Annotated in this window: 13 protein-coding genes; all 13 read right to left on the bottom strand. The window is 47.6% G+C overall.

What is annotated here, in order from left to right:
* Positions 1-1,324 (bottom strand): oligosaccharide flippase family protein (locus C0K55_RS24660; protein WP_105283446.1); only part of this gene is annotated, 1,324 nt, incomplete at its 3' end.
* Between the two features lie 69 nt (positions 1,325-1,393).
* Positions 1,394-2,527 carry a dTDP-4-amino-4,6-dideoxygalactose transaminase gene (rffA, locus tag C0K55_RS24665; protein WP_105266955.1) on the bottom strand — a complete coding sequence of 378 codons (1,134 nt, stop codon included), beginning with the start codon at positions 2,525-2,527 and terminating at the stop codon, positions 1,394-1,396.
* A gap of 9 nt (positions 2,528-2,536) precedes the next feature.
* The gene (gene rfbC, locus C0K55_RS24670) at positions 2,537-3,079 is read right to left on the bottom strand and encodes a dTDP-4-dehydrorhamnose 3,5-epimerase (protein WP_105266954.1); all 543 of its coding nucleotides are present in this window, start codon (positions 3,077-3,079) and stop codon (positions 2,537-2,539) included.
* 4 nt (positions 3,080-3,083) lie between these two features.
* Positions 3,084-3,962, bottom strand: coding sequence for a glucose-1-phosphate thymidylyltransferase RfbA (rfbA, locus tag C0K55_RS24675; RefSeq protein WP_016262113.1), 879 nt, complete (start codon positions 3,960-3,962; stop codon positions 3,084-3,086).
* A gap of 57 nt (positions 3,963-4,019) precedes the next feature.
* Positions 4,020-4,919, bottom strand: a complete 900-nt coding sequence (gene rfbD, locus C0K55_RS24680) for a dTDP-4-dehydrorhamnose reductase (RefSeq protein ID WP_104705898.1) — start codon at positions 4,917-4,919, stop codon at positions 4,020-4,022.
* Positions 4,919-6,004: a dTDP-glucose 4,6-dehydratase gene (gene rfbB, locus C0K55_RS24685; RefSeq protein WP_000699457.1), complete on the bottom strand. Its 1,086-nt coding sequence runs from the start codon at positions 6,002-6,004 to the stop codon at positions 4,919-4,921. Before rfbB ends, rfbD begins: the two co-directional genes overlap by 1 nt.
* 372 nt (positions 6,005-6,376) lie before the next feature.
* Positions 6,377-7,270, bottom strand: a complete 894-nt coding sequence (galF, locus tag C0K55_RS24695; protein WP_000183053.1) for a UTP--glucose-1-phosphate uridylyltransferase GalF — start codon at positions 7,268-7,270, stop codon at positions 6,377-6,379.
* A 174-nt stretch (positions 7,271-7,444) separates the two neighbouring features.
* A complete protein-coding gene (gene wcaM / locus C0K55_RS24700; protein ID WP_061090441.1) occupies positions 7,445-8,839 on the bottom strand; it encodes a colanic acid biosynthesis protein WcaM in 1,395 nt (464 codons plus the stop codon).
* Positions 8,840-8,849: 10 nt separating this feature from the next.
* Positions 8,850-10,070: a colanic acid biosynthesis glycosyltransferase WcaL gene (gene wcaL / locus C0K55_RS24705; protein ID WP_105266953.1), complete on the bottom strand. Its 1,221-nt coding sequence runs from the start codon at positions 10,068-10,070 to the stop codon at positions 8,850-8,852.
* Entirely contained in the window at positions 10,067-11,347 is a 1,281-nt protein-coding gene (gene wcaK, locus C0K55_RS24710) for a colanic acid biosynthesis pyruvyl transferase WcaK (RefSeq protein WP_061090439.1), read from the bottom strand. The genes wcaL and wcaK overlap by 4 nt, the downstream gene beginning before the upstream one ends.
* Positions 11,348-12,689: 1,342 nt before the next feature.
* On the bottom strand, positions 12,690-14,168 hold the full coding sequence (gene wzxC, locus C0K55_RS24715; protein WP_105267022.1) for a colanic acid undecaprenyl disphosphate flippase WzxC: 1,479 nt from the start codon (positions 14,166-14,168) through the stop codon (positions 12,690-12,692).
* A 1-nt stretch (position 14,169) separates the two neighbouring features.
* A complete protein-coding gene (gene wcaJ, locus C0K55_RS24720; RefSeq protein ID WP_000183151.1) occupies positions 14,170-15,564 on the bottom strand; it encodes an undecaprenyl-phosphate glucose phosphotransferase in 1,395 nt (464 codons plus the stop codon).
* A gap of 54 nt (positions 15,565-15,618) precedes the next feature.
* Positions 15,619-16,989, bottom strand: a complete 1,371-nt coding sequence (gene cpsG, locus C0K55_RS24725) for a colanic acid biosynthesis phosphomannomutase CpsG (protein ID WP_105267023.1) — start codon at positions 16,987-16,989, stop codon at positions 15,619-15,621.
* Positions 16,990-17,317: the final 328 nt, after the last annotated feature.

Here is a 17,317-nt window from a genome sequence, read left to right on the forward strand (position 1 = left end):
ATATATATATGATCTGCAATCCTTTGACGAAGAATTTTGCAAAATTATACCCCCCCCATAAAAGAAATAAAAACATAGAACTAATACCAAAGAAAATAGATGTCCCTTGACCTGAATACTGTTTTGCCAGTAAAATATTTGTCGGAATTACGAAAAGACTAAATAACGCATACACTACTGTGTGTCTTCTTAACTCACCAAAACTATATAATAATAAAAACACAAAATTAGAGTATATTGAAAAGACCCCACCTATAAATAACCATGGTAAATACTTCGCAGCTTTGATTGATAATATTTCATCACCGCTCCATATAAATAAAACATCCTTACTATAAAAAAACAGAAACACACTTAGCGGTATTGTTAATATACATATAAACTTTAATGCATTACTAAATAATTTTGAATATTCTTTTAGATTGTTTTGATGATAACATCTTGTCAATCTAGGTTGTAAATACTGATTCAACGGATCACTCAATATAGCTAACACACTTATGATAGATACTGCGACACTATAAATACCATATTCTGTTAATGTGCTGTATTTTGTTAGTGCTAATTTGTCTGACTGGTTAACTAAAACCCATAAAATAGAAAGCGTTGATAATTGTAATGCGAAAAATATTAATTTCTTAACAGAAGCATCATCAGATTTTATGCCATCCTCTTCGAGAGGACATAAGAATAATACTTTTCTCCTTATTTTCTCACTATATAACACCATAGAAACACAACCAATAGCTGATGAAATAAGTTGCATCGAAAAATAAAATTTAATCCCCTCATCTAGATATTTCATTAAAAATATAGTCAATGGCTGAGATAGTGTAATGACAAATAGATTAATAGTTGTCAATATGATTTGTGATTCATTTGAAAGTAATATGCTACGGAATGGTCCTTGCATATAGCGTAATGCGAACACCCAAAACATCGCTGTTGTACAAAAGATAACAACATCTTCATCAAGCTTTGTATTTAGCCATGAAGTACTATATTGATCACTTATCCACCAACCACAGGTAACTAATAACAATGATACCACTATAAAAAATATAACTATTTTCTTATACAGAATATTAAATTTTTTATATGTTTCTTGATTTTTCCTTGATACTATTGCTTCTCTTGTTATTACTCCTCCTAACCCCGCATCTAGAATACTAAGGCAAGCTTGAAGCACTGCAAAAAAACCTATCAGACCATACGCCTCTAACCCAATTTTTCCAATTAATATTGGAATTAAAAAAATCGTCACTAATGCCGTATATATTCTTACACTATATATGTAAATTAAAAGCTTAAATTCTCTATTCATACACCATTTTCATAGTATAAAACTTCTCCAGCAATATAACGTGGCGGTTATAATACCACCACAGTATTTTTATGCGTATTTTTTAAAGAAATCAGCTATTTTTTCAGAAATATAGTTAACTTGTTTGCACTCCAGTTCATAATACATTGGCAGCCTTAATAGACAATCAGCGAATTTATCACTATTTTGCAAACTGATTTTTTTATTTTGCCTTAAATAATACTCACTTTTGTTCAATGATAAGTAATGAAAAACGGAATGTATTCCACTCTCCTTTAAATAAGAAATAAGTTCTGAGCGTTTTTTAAGGTTACTGCATATAATATAAAACATATGAGCATTATTGGTAGCATACTCAGGTATTGTCGGTAGTTTTATATATCCAGAGTTGGCCAACTCTTTTAGATTGTTATAATACTCTTTCCACAATTCCTTTCGCTTATTTTGTATAATATCTACACTTTCCAATTGCGCATAAAGATAAGCTGCTATTATATCAGATGGGAGAAACGAAGATCCTATATCAACCCATCCATATTTATTGACTTCCCCTCTAAAAAAAGATGCTCTATTCGTACCTTTTTCTCTAATAATTTCTGCCCGATGAAAATATTCATCGTTATTTAAAACAATTAGTCCTCCTTCTCCTGAAATTATATTTTTAGTTTCATGAAAGGAAAAGGTTCCAAACGTACCAATGCTACCCAATGGTCTATCTTTATAATAAGAATCAATTGCTTGCGCTGCATCTTCGATGATATGAATTTTATATTCTTTCGAAAGCTCTAAAAATCTATCCATATCGCATGCTACACCGGCATAGTGTACAACAATTATTGCTTTCGTTTTATTTGTAATGAGCCTGCTTACAGATTCCGGATCCATATTTGGATTATCATCATAACTATCAGCAAAAATTATTTTTGCACCTCTGAGAGCAAAAGCATTGACTGTTGAAACAAAGGTGTAAGCAGGAGCTATAACTTCATCGCCAGGTTTTATGCCTAAAAGGATAGCAGCCATTTCCAAGGCATCTGTACAAGAAGTGGTCAACAAAGCTTTCTTAAATCCGTATTTCCTTTCAAAAAATTCATGACACTTTTTGGTGAAAATCCCATCACCTGATATTTTGCCATTAGACACTGCTTCCGCAATATATGTCAATTCATTTCCCTGAAGATAAGGTTTATTAAATGGTATCATATGTATCCCTTATTTTTTAAAAAAACATCTTTCAGCATTTTTATCTTTATCTGATAGGATAAGCTCATCTGCTTTCATCGGCCAGTCAATGTTCAATACTGGATCATCCCATCTGATACAACCTTCAGCACTTGGCATATAATAATTAGTAGTTTTATATAAAAACTCAGCCTCATCACTCACTACTACAAAACCATGTGCAAAACCTTCAGGTATCCATAATTGTTTTTTATTTTGAGCAGAAAGAAATACACCTACCCACTTACAGTATGTACTTGACTCAGGTCGTATATCTACTGCAACATCATAAACTTCACCTTTAACACAGCGGACTAATTTTGCTTGAGAATATGGTTTTATTTGAAAATGTAGCCCTCTTAAAACACCTTTAACTGATCTCGAGTGATTATCTTGTACAAAATTAATCTTCCGCCCTACAGCTTCTTCAAATACTTTCTGATTAAAGCTCTCAAAAAAGAAGCCACGCTCATCGCCAAAAACTTTTGGTTCAAAAATCAGCACATCAGGAATTTCTGTTTTAATTACGTTCATTTTATTAATAACCTTTAATCATTTTCAGCAGATACTGACCATAAGCATTTTTTTTCAGCGGTTCAGCTAACACTTTCACCTGCTCAGCATCAATAAACCCTTTACGATAAGCAATCTCTTCCGGGCAAGATACTTTTAATCCCTGACGCTCTTCAATTGTAGCAATGAAGTTACTTGCTTCAATAAGGCTTTGATGTGTCCCCGTGTCCAGCCATGCATAGCCACGCCCCATCATAGCGACAGACAAGCGTCCTTGTTCCATATAAATACGGTTAATATCGGTAATTTCCAGTTCGCCACGGGCAGAAGGCTTAAGGTTTTTCGCCATTTCAACAACATCGTTGTCATAGAAATAAAGCCCAGTAACCGCATAGTTACTTTTTGGTTCCAGAGGTTTTTCTTCCAGGCTAATTGCCGTACCGTTATTATCAAATTCCACAACACCATAGCGTTCTGGATCATTTACGTGATAGGCAAATACCGTTGCACCGCTTTCTTTATTAACAGCAGTTTCCATTAACTTCGGCAAGTCATGTCCATAGAAGATATTATCGCCAAGTACGAGTGCACAATCATCACCACCAATAAAATCTTCACCAATGATAAACGCTTGCGCCAGGCCATCCGGGCTCGGTTGTACTTTATACTGTAGATTAAGCCCCCACTGGCTCCCGTCCCCCAACAATTGTTGGAAACGCGGTGTATCCTGTGGCGTACTGATAATCAGAATATCGCGAATACCCGCTAACATCAGTGTAGAGAGCGGGTAATAGATCATCGGCTTATCATAAATAGGCAGGAGTTGTTTACTCACTGCCATAGTCACAGGATAAAGACGAGTACCTGATCCGCCAGCTAAAATAATACCTTTACGCGTTTTCATTTCACCATTCCTTTTAATTTATCACGCCCAATATCATTGGCGAGATACAATAAATTTTTAAATTGCTGTAGTTGTAAATAATTCATTGAGCATACGTTTCACGCCTACCTGCCATTCAGGCAAGACAAGAGCAAAGTTCTGCTGAAATTTTTCTGTATTAAGACGAGAATTATGAGGACGGCGGGCTGGAGTAGGATAAGCCGATGTCGGCACGGCGTTAAGTTTGTTAAGAGCAAGGTTAATCCCCGCTTTGCGCGCCTCTTCAAATACCAGAGCGGCATAATCGTGCCAGGTTGTTGTACCGCCAGCAACCAGATGGTACAAACCAGCAACTTCTGGTTTGTTTACTGCCACGCGAATGGCATGAGCGGTGCAATCGGCCAGCAATTCAGCTCCCGTTGGTGCACCAAATTGATCGTTTATCACAGCCAACTCTTCGCGTTCTTTTGCCAGACGCAACATCGTTTTAGCGAAGTTATTTCCCTTACCTGCATAGACCCAACTGGTACGGAAAATAAGGTGCTTCGCGCAATGTTCTTGTAATGCTTTTTCTCCGGCTAATTTTGTTTCACCGTAAACATTTAGCGGTGCTGTTGCATCCGTTTCCAGCCATGGCGCGTCACCGCTGCCAGGGAAAACGTAATCAGTGGAGTAGTGTATAACCCAGGCTCCAACTTCATTAGCTGCCTTTGCTATCGCTTCGACGCTTGTCGCGTTAAGTAATTGTGCGAAATCCGGTTCTGATTCCGCTTTGTCTACTGCAGTGTGAGCAGCAGCATTAACAATAACATCAGGGCGAATTTTTTTGACAGTCTCAGCCACACCTTCGGGGTTGCTGAAATCGCCACAATAATCAGTGGAGTGAACATCAAGAGCAATCAGATTACCCAGGGGAGCCAGAGAACGCTGCAGTTCCCACCCCACCTGCCCTGTTTTGCCGAAAAGAAGGATATTCATTACTGACGCCCCTCATAGTTCTGTTCAATCCATGACTGATAAGCACCGCTTTTCACATTCTCAACCCAATTTGTATTAGCCAGATACCATTCCACCGTTTTACGAATCCCACTCTCAAACGTTTCTTGCGGTTTCCAGCCCAATTCGCGGCTAATTTTATCGGCATCAATGGCATAACGGCGATCATGTCCCGGGCGGTCAGCGACATAAGTAATTTGCTCACGATAAGATTTTTCTTTCGGTACAATTTCATCCAACAAATCACAAATCGTGAGCACTACATCGATATTTTTCTTTTCGTTGTGTCCACCAATGTTATAAGTTTCACCCGCTTTACCTTCGGTTACGACGGTATATAACGCACGAGCATGATCCTCTACATACAACCAGTCGCGAATTTGATCCCCTTTACCATAAATAGGTAATGCCTTACCTTCCAGCGCATTAAGAATGACCAACGGAATCAATTTTTCTGGAAAGTGATAAGGACCGTAGTTATTCGAGCAGTTAGTCACAATGGTCGGCAAACCATAGGTGCGTTTCCACGCGCGGACTAAATGATCGCTGGATGCTTTGGATGCGGAATAAGGACTGCTTGGTGCGTAAGCTGTCGTCTCAGTAAATAAGGGTAATTCTTCTGTATTATTTACTTCATCAGGATGAGGTAAATCACCATAGACTTCATCAGTAGAAATATGATGGAAGCGGAAATTGTTTTTCTTTTCATCATCCAATGCAGACCAGTAATTACGAGCTGCTTCTAAAAGGACGTAAGTCCCCACAATATTGGTTTCAATAAAGGCTGCCGGGCCAGTTATTGAACGGTCAACGTGGCTCTCTGCCGCCAGGTGCATCACCGCGTCTGGCTGATGCTGTGAAAAAATACGAGCCATTGCTACGGCATCGCAGATGTCTGCATGCTCAAATGAATAACGTTCAGAATCAGAAACTTCAGCGAGTGATTCCAGGTTTCCGGCGTATGTTAATTTATCGACATTAACAACACTGTCCTGCGTATTATTTATAATGTGACGAACTACAGCAGAACCAATAAATCCTGCGCCACCAGTAACGAGTATCTTCACTTTTTTATTCCATATAGCTATAGAGCATGCTGTGAAATAAGCGGCTCTCAGTTTGATTAATAGAGGTATTAATGCACGCTACCGCCCCTGGCTTTACAGCTACCAGAGCACTGCATACATGCCTACGATGTGACGAGCGTTACCCACTCGCGCTAAACCCGAAAAATTCAAACGCTAATTGTCTTACCAATCCGCTCTGGAAACAAGGAAAATCCTGGAAAAGTTTGACTAAAATCCTATTGCTAAGTCGTTGTTATTCTGAAAGTTTATAAAGCAACAACGGCAGGAAGATTCGCAACAAATTACTTTCGCCACAAATCTTCACTGCCGTTATGATTTTCTTATTAACCGTTACATCCGGTCAGATTTTCATTATTCGCTTAACAGCTTCTCAATACCTTTGCGGAACTTCGCCCCTTCTTTCAGGTTACGCAGCCCATACTTCACAAACGCCTGCATATAGCCCATTTTTTTACCGCAGTCGTAGCTGTCACCGGTCATTAACATGGCATCAACGGCTTGTTTTTTAGCCAGTTCAGCAATGGCATCTGTCAACTGTATACGTCCCCATGCACCAGGCTGAGTGCGTTCCAGTTCAGGCCAAATATCGGCAGAAAGCACATAACGACCTACGGCCATTATGTCTGAGTCCAGCGTCTGCGGCTGATCCGGTTTTTCAATAAATTCAACAATACGGCTAACTTTGCCTTCACGGTCCAGCGGCTCTTTGGTCTGGATGACGGAGTATTCAGAGAGGTCGCCCGGCATACGTTTTGCCAGTACCTGGCTGCGGCCCGTTTCGTTAAAGCGCGCAATCATGGCAGCAAGGTTGTAACGCAGCGGATCGGCGCTGGCGTCGTCAATAACAACGTCTGGCAACACCACGACAAACGGATTGTCGCCAATGGCAGGTCGCGCGCACAAAATGGAGTGGCCTAAACCTAAAGGTTCGCCCTGACGCACGTTCATAATGGTCACGCCCGGCGGACAGATGGACTGCACTTCCGCCAGCAGTTGACGCTTCACGCGCTGTTCAAGGAGAGATTCTAATTCATATGAGGTGTCGAAGTGGTTTTCGACCGCGTTCTTGGACGCATGAGTTACCAGGAGGATTTCTTTGATCCCTGCAGCCACAATCTCGTCAACAATGTACTGAATCATTGGCTTGTCGACGATCGGTAGCATCTCTTTGGGAATCGCCTTAGTGGCAGGCAACATATGCATCCCAAGACCCGCTACAGGAATAACTGCTTTTAAATTCGTCATTATTTCATCCACCTGTAAAATGGTTGCTGAATTATAGCTTGTTCGATTTTTTTCGCCAGCATCAATTACCCTGAACTGATGACTGATTTACTTCCGATGTTACGCCGCTTCGCTCAGGATTGCAGTAGCGTTATTCTTAAGTATGGCTCCATTTTTCCAGGAATGGTCGCAATTCTACTTCCCCCGTTCCGGCAATCTAAAGTTAATCTTTTCCACATTAACAATGTGGTAATTAATCCTGTCGATATCGACTGAACTTTGTCCTTTTTCATTCACCGAATGAACATTTGCCAGTGACAGTAAGGTCTCGTTCTTTGCCATAAATGTGCCACGAACGTCTTTACGCAAGTCGAAGTTCATGGTCAATGCTGGCCCCACAGAGGATTCCTGCATCACTTTGATATTTCGCATAAAAAGATGTTGCGGTTTGTTGTGCAGTTCCAGCGACGCACACTTCATTTCAATGTTGGTCAGCGCCACAAAAGAAGTTGCATTGCCTGCCGAAATTTGTATTCCGCGCAATTTCCAGGCAAGGTGAGTATTATCAAGGTGAATATTATTCAGTTTGAAATTTTGCGGTATGGAGAGATACCTGCCTTTAATGACACCGTAGCCGATTAACATTCCGGCACTATTAACCATTTCTATCTGGTCAATAACAAAGTTATCACATCCATATATCGCAACTGTGGCATTATCAATACCCGCTTTCTTACTGAAATCCGGCGTAATATTACGCGCTTTGATATTACGGATAATGAAATGCTTGCCATTTTCAACATGAATTAGTTGCCGACAATCAGAGCCAGTGATATTCGCTACGACAAAGTTTTTCACTGCCTGGTCTTCCGGATAGTTGTTATCGTAAGTACTTCCCGCAAGGCCTATGCCAATACCCCAGTTGATTTTGCCATTAGTACAGTTGATGCGTTCTATTACGTGGTCGGAAATTAAAATATCGCGATCGTTAATCGCCACATTCCATTCGATGGCGTCGCCCTGTAAATCGCTGAACTTACAATGGGTGATGTTGGCACCGATAATCTGGTTATGAAATCCCTGGCGTAAGATGGCGTAGTTGGCGTGGCTGACCGTGAGGTTGTCAATGACCAGATTGCGCATGACCCGCTTGTTTTTGCCGCCAATATAGATCTGCGTCACCGGGCCAAAACCGCTCATCGCCAGGTCTTTAATGACGCAATCAGAACCGCGCACATCCAGGGTGATGTTATGCATACTACCGCCCTTCCCCCCTGTCACCTGGCTGCCGTCCTGTAAGACAAATCGCCCTCTGCCGTTGCCGCGCAGGCTACCGAGGATGTGTAACGTTTTACCGGGAGGGATGAAGATGCCGGTGTTGATGTTGTCGCAAACAAATCCGCCAGGCACAACGACCGTTTGCCCTTCGCTGAAAGCCTGTTTAAACGAGGCTATCCAGTCTTTGGAATTGTAGTCATTGATGTTAACGCTTTGTCGGGCGGGAATTGCACGGGCAAAAGGAGTATGGAGGAAAGCAAGCGCGGAGCCTGCCGTCAGGAAGGTGCGTCGGGAGAGTTTTTTAAATGGCATACGTTCTCCTCTATAAAGCCTGCAACAAGCTGGCGAGTTCTCGGTTAATCACCTGCTGGTTAAAATCGTGTTCGACTTTTTCGCGAGCGCGTTTGACGACCGGAGCCAGTTTGTCGGCGTCCAGTTGGCTAAACGCCGCCAGTCGTTGCGCCAGTGCGCGAGCATCGTTCTCAGGCACCAGCCAGCCGGATTTATCGGCCTCCACCAGTTCCGGTATTCCGCTATGCAGAGTAGAAACCACCGGAATGCCAACCGCCATCGCTTCCATTAGCGCCACCGGAATACCTTCCATATCGCCGTCCGCGCCCGTAACCGATGGCAGCAGGAAGACATCCGCGTCGTCGAGCATCGCCTTCACTTCGTGGCTCGGTTTAAACCCCGGCATCTCCACCATATCTTCCAGTTGATACTGTTCGATGAGCGTGCGTAAACGCCGCTCCCACGGGCCGATGCCGAGGATGCGATAGCGAAACGCCACACCCTGCTCTTTCAACTGACGGCAGGCTTCGATCGCCACATGCAGGCCTTTTTTCTCGGTTAAGCGTGCGACGGAAATGATTTCCAGCGGCGTTGCGGGTGCTTTCACCGGACGCGGGCTAAAGCGCGTCATGTCCACGCCCATGCGCGATACGGCGATTTTTTCTCTGGGGCAGCCCATTTTTTGCAGCCTTCCGGCCCACAGATCGCTTATCGGTAACATCAGGTCGCCACGGCGAAACAGTTGTTGATATTCGGGGGTGTAATGGTTGAGCACTTCCCGGCTGGAAATATCAATGCCGTGGAAGATAGTGGCGATTTTGCCGCGAATGACACCCAGTTCACGCAATTTGGCTGCGGTTACCCCCGCAGGGCCAAAATGAGCGATGAACACATCGGCGCGAAACGGTGTTGCGACCTGACCACAAATGGCAGACAAAATCAGGTTCCGCGACTCGGAGCCATAGCGTTTGAGGTTGAGCGCCTGCCAGGTATTTTTACGATGAATGCCGCGTAAGGTCTGGCTGGCGCGGTGGCGCAGTTTCGCCACTTTGCCCGTAGGTTCGTCCTGTAACCAACGGGTTCTGGCGGCAAGGTTGTATTTCGTCCATGCCGCGTGGGTGTTCTGGGTGTCGCCTTTTTGCAGTGCGACAATCTCCACCTCAAAGCCCATATCAATAAACGCAGTAATTTGGTTGAGGACGAAGGTTTCCGACGACAGCGGAAATTTCAGTAAAAAGAAGCCGACCTTCATTTCGCCTCCCCGATGCGTTCCAGTACAGACTGCACCATCTGCATTCCCGTCTGACGTTCGCGACTGACGGCTTCGCTAAGTCGCGCGTTCAGCGCCGGAAGCTGGCCTAAGGTATCCGCAACCATCGCTTGCAGGCTGCCGTCTAATAAATGACGAATATCCATCGCCATCTCCGGCAGCCCCAGTTGTTGCATAATCCCGGCGGATTTATGTTCGTAGTTGATAGCAATTGCCGGAGTGGCAAAGTTCATAGAGATAATGGCGGAGTGCAGGCGCGTACCGACAGTGAGTTCACAGGCAGCGAGAATTTTGCCCATTTCCAGATCATTGAGTTCATCCATCACTACGTGGTAACGGGCAGGATCGCTGATGTGCTGGCGCAGGTTGAGCGCCACCATGCGGTCGTCTTTGTTATAGCTGTCGATACCCGTACAGGTGGAGAGCGCAATCACCTGATACCCTTCATCGAGAATGCGATTGACCACCCCGGCAAAGGCTTGTTCATACGCTTGTTGAGTGGTGCCGAGGCGTTTATCGAACGGTGCCAGTTCGCGCAGAGTAATTGCCACGGTTTTCTGTTGGGATGCGACGCCCAGCCAGTGTTGGACGGCGTAGCTGGCGGTGTAATCTTCAGTGTGATGATCGACCAGCCAGGCGGTATCGACGCCGTGTTCGACTTTTGCGGTAGTGATATTGCTGCGTTTCATCAGCTCAAGGCTGACCGATTCGCGCAGGATCAATGCATCGCAGTGACCAAAAACGTAGTTAGCCAGTTGGTTAAATTGCTCATCCTGGAACGGGCCGACGCTGTGACCAATCATAAACAGCGGCTTTTTCGCCATAAAGGTGCACAGAGCGTGTTCAAATTGCGGTACGCCGTAGAGATCGACAAAAAACGAACCGCCGACCTGAATAATGGCGTCGTAACCTGAAAGCAAGCGCACGAAGTCGGTAAATCCCTGGGCGATGGCAATATTACGCAGCTTGCCAGTGTCGGTGACGCGAGAGAGCAATACCTGGTGTTGGTAGCGGCGACGGAGGACTTTTTTTACGCGCCCGACAACGCCCGCCGCGCTGTTGTGTTGTTTCATTTGCAGGAACAGCGGATCGCCCATTACCGGGCGGTTAAGCAGCCAGGAAGAACTGACCGGATAGCGGCTCATCACGTCCACTTCGGCGTGTGGATTGAGGATGTTGATGGCATCAAGTAAGCCACGCAAAATGGCGCTGTCGCCGCGGTTGCCGCAAGTGTGGTTGCCCAGAATAAGTAATTTCATTTTTTCCTCATAAATTTGATGCCAGGTGAGGTTGTGTCCGTTGTGTTCGTTGCCGCTTTTTGCCTGATGCGACGCTGACGCGTCTTATCAGGCCTACAAAATCCGAGCACTGAACCGTAGGCCGGATAAGGCGTTTTACGCCGCATCCGGCATTCAACGCCTGATGCGACGCTGACGCGTCTTATCAGGCCTACAAGATCCGGGCACTGAACCGTAGGCCGGATAAGGCGTTTTCACCACATCCGGCATTCAGCGCCTGATGCGACGCTGGCGCGTATTATCAGGCCTACAAGATCCGGGCACTGAACCGTAGGCCGGATAAGGCGTTTTACGCCGCATCCGGCATTCAGCGCCTGATGCGACGCTGACGCGTCTTATCAGGCCTACAAGATCCGGGCACTGAACCGTAGGCCGGATAAGGCGTTTTACGCCGCATCCGGCATTCAACGCCTGATGCGACGCTGACGCGTCTTATCAGGCCTACAAAATCCGAGCACTGAACCGTAGGCCGGATAAGGCGTTTTACGCCGCATCCGGCATTCAACGCCTGATGCGACGCTGACGCGTCTTATCAGGCCTACAAGATCCGAGCACTGAACCGTAGGCCGGATAAGGCGTTTTACGCCGCATCCGGCATTCAGCGCCTGATGCGACGCTGGCGCGTATTATCAGGCCTGCAAGATCCGAGCACTGAACCGTAGGCCGGATAAGGCGTTTTACGCCGCATCCGGCATTCAGCGCCTGATACGACGCTGACGCGTTTTATCAGGCCTACAAAATCCGGGCACTGAACCGTAGGCCGGATAAGGCGTTTTACGCCGCATCCGGCATTCAGCGCCTGATGCGACGCTGACGCGTCTTATCAGGCCTACAAAATCCGGGCACTGAACCGTAGGCCGGATAAGGCGTTTTACACCACATCCGGCATTCAGCGCCTGATGCGACGCTGACGCGTCTTATCAGGCCTACAAAATCCGGGCACTGAACCGTAGGCCGGATGAGGCGTTTTACGCCGCATCCGGCATTCAGCGCCTGATGCGACGCTGGCGCGTATTATCAGGCCTACAAGATCCGGGCACTGAACCGTAGGCCGGATAAGGCGTTTTACGCCGCATCCGGCATTCAACGCCTGATGCGACGCTGGCGCGTCTTATCAGGCCTACAAAATCCGGGCACTGAACCGTAGGCCGGATAAGGCGTTTTACGCCGCATCCGGCATTCAGCGCCTGATGCGACGCTGGCGCGTATTATCAGGCCTACAAAATCCGGGCACTGAACCGTAGGCCGGATAAGGCGTTTTACGCCGCATCCGGCAACCGTTGCCGGAACCGAAAACAACAACTCACCCCGCCCGTAAAAGCATTTTCATTTTTTCGCTGCGACAAAACTGACGCTTCACTTCCACCACCAGCGGATGGCGCGACAGCACAATCATCACCACAAACGCCAGTGCGCCTGCGGTAATTTGCACCGCCAGCAGCGTCCCCAGTGCCAGTTGCCCTTTCAGCACCACGCCCAGCACATAACTGATCACCAGCGTCGGTAATGAGAGATAAAACGGTAGCCACAAGCTCAGGATGTACTGCCGATAACTGGAGCCGAGCACCGGTTTAATCATCACGAAGTAACTCAGCACAGTGTTGATAATCTGCACCAGCAGGAAGCCCAGCGTGACGCCGATTGCGCCCGCCATCTGCCCACCAATAACAATCGCCGGAATAAACAGAAAGGTTTTGAATACATTGAATTTAAAGCTGATATCGACCCACGCTTTCGCCATCAGCAGCGAACCAATCGGGTTACCCACTGAACGCAGTAGCCCCACCACGCACAGCAATTGCAGCACCGGAATGATGCTGTTCCATTTCTCACCAAATACCAGCGGCACAAAATTATTGGCTACCACCATCAATCCCAACAGCGCTGGAAAGTTGATAATCCCCACCACCGACAGCAGCTTGTAGAAGTTGACGCGCAGCTTTTCGGTGTCGTCCTGAATTTTGGCGAACGCTGGAAACAGCACGCGGGTGATTATCGGGTTCAACTTCATCGGCGGTACAACAGCCACGTTGTACGCCAGGTTGTAGCCCCCCGCCACGCCCGCGCCGAGAATACGTGCCAGCACCAGCGTTGAAAGGTTGGTATTGAGATAGTTGATGATGCTGTCTGCCGTCAGCCAGGCACCAAAGCGTAAGTTTGGTGCCACCGACGCCAGCGAAAAATGCAGGCCGGGACGATAAATTTTACGGCCAAAGTAGCCAAACAGCAGCGTTCTCACCGCACTATTGACCAGATAACCAAGGATTGCGGTCATCGCCAGTGGCCAGAAATGAGCGCTAACCACCGTAAAGGTAAAGCCCGCCAGCACGGCGCTGGTTTCGATCATGCCGATCTTGTTGAACTCCAGTTCCTTCTGCATCAACGCGCGGAACTGTTGCCCGTGGGGGATCACCACAAACGCCAGCGACAATGTTTTAATCAACGGCACCAAATCCGGGTTATTCAGCACGCCACCAATGGCGTCACTCAACAAAAACACCGCCGCGCACACCACGATCCCCAGCCCAACGTTCAGCCAGTACAGTGTGGTGAGTTCAAGGTGACTGATTTCTTTCCGCTGAATAATGGAGTTGGCGATGCCGAAGTCAGAAAGCGTATCTGCCAGCGTAATGATCACCAGCGACACGGTAAGCAGGCCGAACTGATGGTTATCGATAATCCGCGCCAACACGGTCATCTGTACCAGTCCCAGGCCAATGATGATCACCGTGGCAATCGCTGACCACTTCGCGCCACTGATGGTTTTTTCACGTAAGCTCATATCAATATGCCGCTTTGTTAACGAAGCCCTTGAACACCGTCAGGAAAACGATCCGGATATCGAACCAGACGCTCCATTCGCGGATATACTCAAGGTCAAACTCGACGCGTTTTTCCATTTTCTCCAGCGTGTCGGTCTCGCCGCGCCAGCCGTTAATCTGCGCCCAACCGGTAATGCCTGGTTTCACTTTATGGCGCAGCATGTAGCCTTCAATGAGCTGGCGATATTGTTCGTTATGCGCCACCGCGTGCGGGCGCGGACCAACAATCGACATTCCTCCCGTCAGCACATTGATAAATTGCGGCAGTTCATCCAGCGAGGTTCGACGTAGAAAGTTCCCCACTCTGGTCACACGCGGATCGTTTTGTGTCGCCTGGGTCACGACGTTGTCATTTTCCATCACTTTCATAGAGCGAAACTTCCACACTTTGATCGGCTTGCCATCCATGCCATAGCGGGTCTGGCGGAAAATTATTGGCCCAGGGGAACTCAGTTTCACTGCCAGGGCAATGCAGCACAGCACCGGGGAGATCAGCAGTAAGATCAAGGTAGCCAGCACAATATCTTCAGCGCGTTTGATCAGGCGGTTAACCCCAGAAAGCGGCGTGTCGTACAGCGGTACCACCGGTACGCCGTTCATCTCTTCGATACGTGAATGGAGAATGTTGAAAGTAAATACATCGGGGATCAGTAGCACCGAACAGGTGGTGTCTGCCAACGCATGTACCAGCTTTTTCACTCGCGCGCCGTCGCACATCTGCATGGCGATATAGACGTTATGAATCTTGCCCGCCTTAGCGTCCTCAACCAGTTGTTGCAGGTTGCCTGCCCAGTCATTAGAAACGCCGCCCGGCTTCGGATCGTGATATACGCCCACCACTTCAAACCCCAGCCACGGCTGATTACGGAAGCTCTCGATCAGCATTTGTCCGGCGGCTAAGTCCCCCGCCACCGCGACCATGCGTTTGTTATAGCCATGATTACGCAACCATCCCGCACCGATACGAATGCATGAACGGCAAACCACCAGTCCGATGCTGGTCAGCAGATACCACGCCAGCCAGACCTTCAGTTGCGTATCGAAATCATTATTAAACGCCACCAGTCCGGCGCTAAAAATCACGCTTAGCGTCCAGTTTTGTAGCAGCAGGGCAAATTCTGTCGTTGCCCGAACACCGCGCCAGGAGCGATAAAAATCGGTGATGCCGCCCAACATCTGGAACACCACCAGCGTAATCAGCGCCACCAACAGATGCATGTAGAAGAATGACCGCCCGCTCACTTCGCAAACCAGCCATAGCCCGGCAAACATGATGGTGATATCTGAAAAGCGTTGCACCATAGAGATTAACGATGCATTGGTTTTCGCTCGCTCGCGCTTTTTTAGATTTGTCATCGTTGTTCCTGTTATTAGCCCCTTACCCGCAATGGGGTAAGGGAAAAACAGACATTACTCGTTCAGCAACGTCAGCAGAGTGCGCGTTCGCGCTTCCATCAGCGGCACATCGCCGCGCGATTCCACATTCAGCCGCACCACCGGTTCAGTGTTGGAGGAGCGCAGATTGAAACGCCAGTCGGCAAAGGTCATGCTGATACCGTCGGTGCGATCCACCGCCAGCGCCTCGCGGCTAAAGTGCTGTTCGACGCGGTTAATTGCCTCAACGGGTTGCGCCAGCTTGCTGTTGATCTCCCCACTTGCCGGAAATGCCGTCATGCGGTCACGCACCAGTTCACCCAGTGTTTTCCCTTTCAGGCACACCAGTTCGGCTACCAGCAGCCACGGGATCATGCCGCTGTCGCAATAAGCAAAATCACGGAAATAGTGATGGGCGCTCATTTCGCCACCGTAGATGGCGTCTTCCTTGCGCATACGTTCTTTAATAAAGGCGTGTCCGGTTTTCGACATCACCGGCGTACCGCCTGCAGCGGTCACCACATCGACAGTGTTCCAGGAGAGACGCGGATCGTGGATGATCTTCGCGCCAGGATTTTTTTCGAGGAACGCTTCTGCCAGCAGGCCGACGATGTAGTAGCCCTCGATAAACTGCCCTTTTTCGTCGAACAGGAAGCAGCGGTCGAAATCGCCATCAAAGGCAATACCCATGTCCGCACCGTGTTTGATAACCGCATTACGCGTATCGTCGCGGCATTCCGGCAGCAGCGGATTAGGAATACCGTTGGGGAAATTGCCGTCTGGCGTGTTGTGCACCTTGATTAATTCCACGGGGGCGTCGAGTGCTTTCAGACGGGCTTCGATAGCATCCACCACCGGCCCCGCAGCGCCGTTACCGGCGTTGATCACCAGCTTGAGCGGCGTGAGGTTTTTGTGGTTGATATAACCGAACAGGTGATCAACGTAAGCGTCACGCAGGTTGATTTGCTGATAGCGACCGCGTGTTGTTTCATCGACAGGCGGGAAGTCATTGGCTTCAGCCAGACGCTGGACGTCGCGCAGTCCGGTATCGCCGCTGATCGGGCGAGCCCCTTCGCGCACCAGTTTCATGCCGTTGTAATCCATCGGATTATGGCTGGCGGTGACTTCGATACCGCCATCTACGCCGAGATGGAACGTGGCAAAATAGATCTCTTCGGTGCCTGACATGCCGATATCCAGCACATCGACGCCCGCGTCCTGTAAACCTTTTGCCAGCGCCAGTTTTAAGGTTTCACTGGTGAGGCGGACATCACCACCTAATACAATGGTTTTCGGTTTAATAAATTCGCCATAGGCGCGACCAATGCGCCAGGCAATATCTTCATTCAGTTCTTCGCCTAATTTTCCGCGAATATCGTAGGCTTTAAAGCAGGTTAATTTTTTCATGTCGATACCCTTTTTCAGGCAATAGTTGGCCCTGACCGAAGCGGCCAATTTTGTTTTTGTCGTTATTTACATCGCGATTCGGCATTCATTGCCTGATGCGACGCTACCGCGCCTTATCAGGCCTACAAAATCCGAACCGTAGGTCGGATAAGGCGTTCACGCCGCATCCGACAGCCAGCGCCTGATGCGACGCTACCGCGTCTTATCAGGCCTACAAAACCCGAACCACAGGTCGGATAAGGCGTTCACGCCGCATCCGACAGCCAGCGCCTGATGCGACGCTACCGCGCCTTATCAGGCCTACAAAACCCGAACCACAGGTCGGATA

Source organism: Escherichia sp. MOD1-EC6098 (assembly GCF_002965865.1).
Taxonomy (GTDB): domain Bacteria; phylum Pseudomonadota; class Gammaproteobacteria; order Enterobacterales; family Enterobacteriaceae; genus Escherichia; species Escherichia marmotae.

Bases quoted from the DNA above. Each gene is read 5' to 3' on its own strand.
- rfbC (WP_105266954.1), bottom strand. From the start codon at position 3,079: ATGAACGTAATTAAAACAGAAATTCCTGATGTGCTGATTTTTGAACCA.
- galF (WP_000183053.1), bottom strand. From the start codon at position 7,270: ATGACGAATTTAAAAGCAGTTATTCCTGTAGCGGGTCTTGGGATGCAT.
- rfbD (WP_104705898.1), bottom strand. From the start codon at position 4,919: ATGAATATCCTTCTTTTCGGCAAAACAGGGCAGGTGGGGTGGGAACTG.
- rffA (WP_105266955.1), bottom strand. From the start codon at position 2,527: ATGATACCATTTAATAAACCTTATCTTCAGGGAAATGAATTGACATAT.
- wzxC (WP_105267022.1), bottom strand. From the start codon at position 14,168: ATGAGCTTACGTGAAAAAACCATCAGTGGCGCGAAGTGGTCAGCGATT.
- wcaK (WP_061090439.1), bottom strand. From the start codon at position 11,347: ATGAAATTACTTATTCTGGGCAACCACACTTGCGGCAACCGCGGCGAC.
- wcaJ (WP_000183151.1), bottom strand. From the start codon at position 15,564: ATGACAAATCTAAAAAAGCGCGAGCGAGCGAAAACCAATGCATCGTTA.
- cpsG (WP_105267023.1), bottom strand. From the start codon at position 16,989: ATGAAAAAATTAACCTGCTTTAAAGCCTACGATATTCGCGGAAAATTA.
- rfbA (WP_016262113.1), bottom strand. From the start codon at position 3,962: ATGAAAACGCGTAAAGGTATTATTTTAGCTGGCGGATCAGGTACTCGT.
- wcaM (WP_061090441.1), bottom strand. From the start codon at position 8,839: ATGCCATTTAAAAAACTCTCCCGACGCACCTTCCTGACGGCAGGCTCC.
- wcaL (WP_105266953.1), bottom strand. From the start codon at position 10,070: ATGAAGGTCGGCTTCTTTTTACTGAAATTTCCGCTGTCGTCGGAAACC.